Origin of the sequence: Amycolatopsis kentuckyensis (assembly GCF_002155975.1) — a bacterium.
Lineage (GTDB): Bacteria > Actinomycetota > Actinomycetes > Mycobacteriales > Pseudonocardiaceae > Amycolatopsis > Amycolatopsis kentuckyensis.
The window spans coordinates 1-2,398 of sequence record NZ_MUMI01000761.1; the positions used below are offsets into that span (position 1 = coordinate 1).

General features: G+C 72.2%; 4 protein-coding genes. 1 reads left to right on the forward strand and 3 read right to left on the reverse strand.

Annotation, left to right across the window (positions count from 1 at the left end):
* Nucleotides 1–77: 77 nt before the first annotated feature.
* Both CCN39_RS47380 and CCN39_RS47385 read right to left on the reverse strand, forming a co-directional pair.
* Entirely contained in the window at nt 78–470 is a 393-nt protein-coding gene (locus CCN39_RS47380; protein WP_086853688.1) for a VOC family protein, read from the reverse strand.
* 4 nt (nt 471–474) lie between these two features.
* Nucleotides 475–1,269, reverse strand: a complete 795-nt coding sequence (locus tag CCN39_RS47385; protein ID WP_208630689.1) for a helix-turn-helix domain-containing protein — start codon at nt 1,267–1,269, stop codon at nt 475–477.
* A gap of 83 nt (nt 1,270–1,352) precedes the next feature.
* Here CCN39_RS47385 and CCN39_RS47390 point away from each other — a divergent pair, with 83 nt between their 5' ends.
* A complete protein-coding gene (locus CCN39_RS47390; protein ID WP_086853692.1) occupies nt 1,353–1,607 on the forward strand; it encodes a hypothetical protein in 255 nt (84 codons plus the stop codon).
* Between the two features lie 56 nt (nt 1,608–1,663).
* On the opposite strand, the gene ispG is transcribed toward CCN39_RS47390, so the two are convergent.
* Nucleotides 1,664–2,398, reverse strand: a 735-nt coding sequence (ispG, locus tag CCN39_RS47395; RefSeq protein ID WP_086853694.1) for a flavodoxin-dependent (E)-4-hydroxy-3-methylbut-2-enyl-diphosphate synthase, incomplete at its 5' end; no start/stop codon positions are given.

A 2,398-nucleotide genomic window follows, 5' to 3' on the forward strand; every position in this document is an offset into this window, starting at 1 on the left:
GGGCGGGCGCGGTGGCGGGCAGGCTTCAGCCCGGCCCCGGCCCCGATCGGACTCGCCACCGCGCCCGCCCCCTGCGTTCAGGCCGCGCCGCGGTAGGTGCCGATCGTCCAGGAGTTGCCCTCCGGGTCGCGCAGGCTGAACGTGTGCGAGCCGTACTCGGTGTCCGTCAGGTCCGCCGTGAGCTCCGCGCCCGCGGCCTTCACCCGCGCGTACACCTCGTCCACCTTGTCCGACACCACGTACACCGCGGACGCGCCCGGCTTCATCGCGTCGTGGACTCCGTCCGGCGGCCGGACGCTGCCCAGCATCACCGCGCCGCCTTCGGGCCAGCGCAGCTCGGCGTGCGCGATCAGGTCGCCTTCGGGCACCACCAGCGCCTCGGTGAAGCCCAGGACGTCGACGAGGAAGCGGACCGCGGCCGGGGCGTCGTCGTACCGGAGGGCGGGCCAGACGTTCGGTTCAGGTGTCATGCCGTCAGCTTCGCGCCACCTCCGCCTCCTGGTCTTGGAGGAACGGGAGCTCCTCGGCGATCCACGTCCCCGGCGTGCAGCCCGCCAGCGCACGCCACTCGTTGGTGAGGTGCGCCTGGTCGTAGAACCCGCACTCCGCGGCCAGCGCCGCCAGGTCCGTCCGCCCCCGCCGCAGCAGGCGCCCGGCCCGCTCGAACCGCAGCACCCGCGCCGCCTGCTTCGGCGCCAGCCCCAGCTCCGTGCGGAACCGCTCGCCGAGGTGGCGACGGCTCCAGCCGACCTCGTCCGCCAGGTCCGCGACGCGCACCCGCCCGTCCGCGCCCCGCATCCGGCGCCACGCCTCCCCCAGCTCGGGCGGCGGCGCCACCGGCTCGACGGCCCGGGCGGCCAGGACGTCGTCCAGCAGCGCGAACCGCTCGCGCCACGGCAGCTCCCGCAGCCTCTCCGGCAGCGAGCCGAGGCCGAAGTCGGCGAGGTCGGCCACCTCGCCGCTCAGCTCGGCCGCCGTCACGCCGAACAGCGTCCGCACGCCCAGCGGGTCGAGCTCCAGCTGCAGGCCCTCCTGCACGCGGTCCTGCCGGATCAGCACCGCGCGCGTGTGGAGCCCGCCGACCAGCGCCTGGAGGCTGCGCCCGCCCATGCGCACCGGCCCGGCGAGGCTGATGACGAGCGTCACATACCGGGACGGCAGCCCGCGGTGAACGGCCAGCGTCACGTCGTCCTGCGCATACCCGACATAGCGCGTGACCAGGGGCCGCACCACCGGGTGCGGCCGCCGAACTGCCCAGGTCACGCTCACGAATGCCAGCGTAATCGTCACCACCGACAGTTCCCGGGTCTGATAACACGGACGTGCGTCCCCACCGCGGAAGGAACCACCCGATGACGATCCAGGAGCAGGCGCAGCAGCTGGAGCTGCTCGCCGACCAGGTGCCGACCGGCATCGCGCTCGCCACGAAGAGCGACCTCGAAGACCTCCAGGCCCAGGTGCTCGGCCTGCTCGGGGAGACGTCCAGCGCGACCGCGATCCAGGGCGCCATCCAGCTCGCTTCGCAGCAGATCGACGAGGTCGCGGCCGCGCTGGAGAACGTGCGGCTGCAGATCCGCGACGCCGCCCAGCACCACCTGCAAGGCTGAAGACGCGCCGAAGCCCTCCTCACCACGAAGGTGAGGAGGGCTTCAGCGGAAAGAACTCAGCCGGCGGTGACCACCGGCGCGCCCTCACCCAGGGACTCGCCCGCCTCTTCGGCGATGCGCATGGCCTCTTCGATGAGCGTCTCGACGATCGCGTGCTCCGGCACGGTCTTGATGACCTCGCCCTTGACGAAGATCTGCCCCTTGCCGTTGCCCGAAGCCACGCCCAGGTCGGCCTCGCGGGCCTCGCCCGGGCCGTTCACGACGCAGCCCATGACGGCCACGCGCAGCGGGATCTCCATGCCCTCGAGCCCGGCCGTGACCTGCTCGGCGAGCGTGTAGACGTCGACCTGCGCGCGCCCGCACGACGGGCACGACACGATCTCCAGCTTGCGCTGCTTGAGGTTCAGCGACTGCAGGATCTGAATGCCGACCTTGACCTCTTCGACCGGCGGCGCGGACAGCGAGACGCGGATCGTATCGCCGATGCCCTGCCGCAGCAGCGCACCGAACGCCACCGCCGACTTGATCGTGCCCTGGAACGCCGGGCCGGCCTCGGTGACGCCGAGGTGCAGCGGGTAGTCGCACTGCTCGGCGAGGATCTCGTAGGCGCGCACCATGACCACCGGGTCGTTGTGCTTCACCGAGATCTTGATGTCGTGGAAGTCGTGCTCGGCGAACAGCGACGCCTCCCACAGCGCCGACTCGGCCAGCGCCTCCGGCGTCGCCTTGCCGTACTTGTCCATGATCCGCTTGTCCAGCGAACCGGCGTTGACGCCGATCCGGATCGGCGT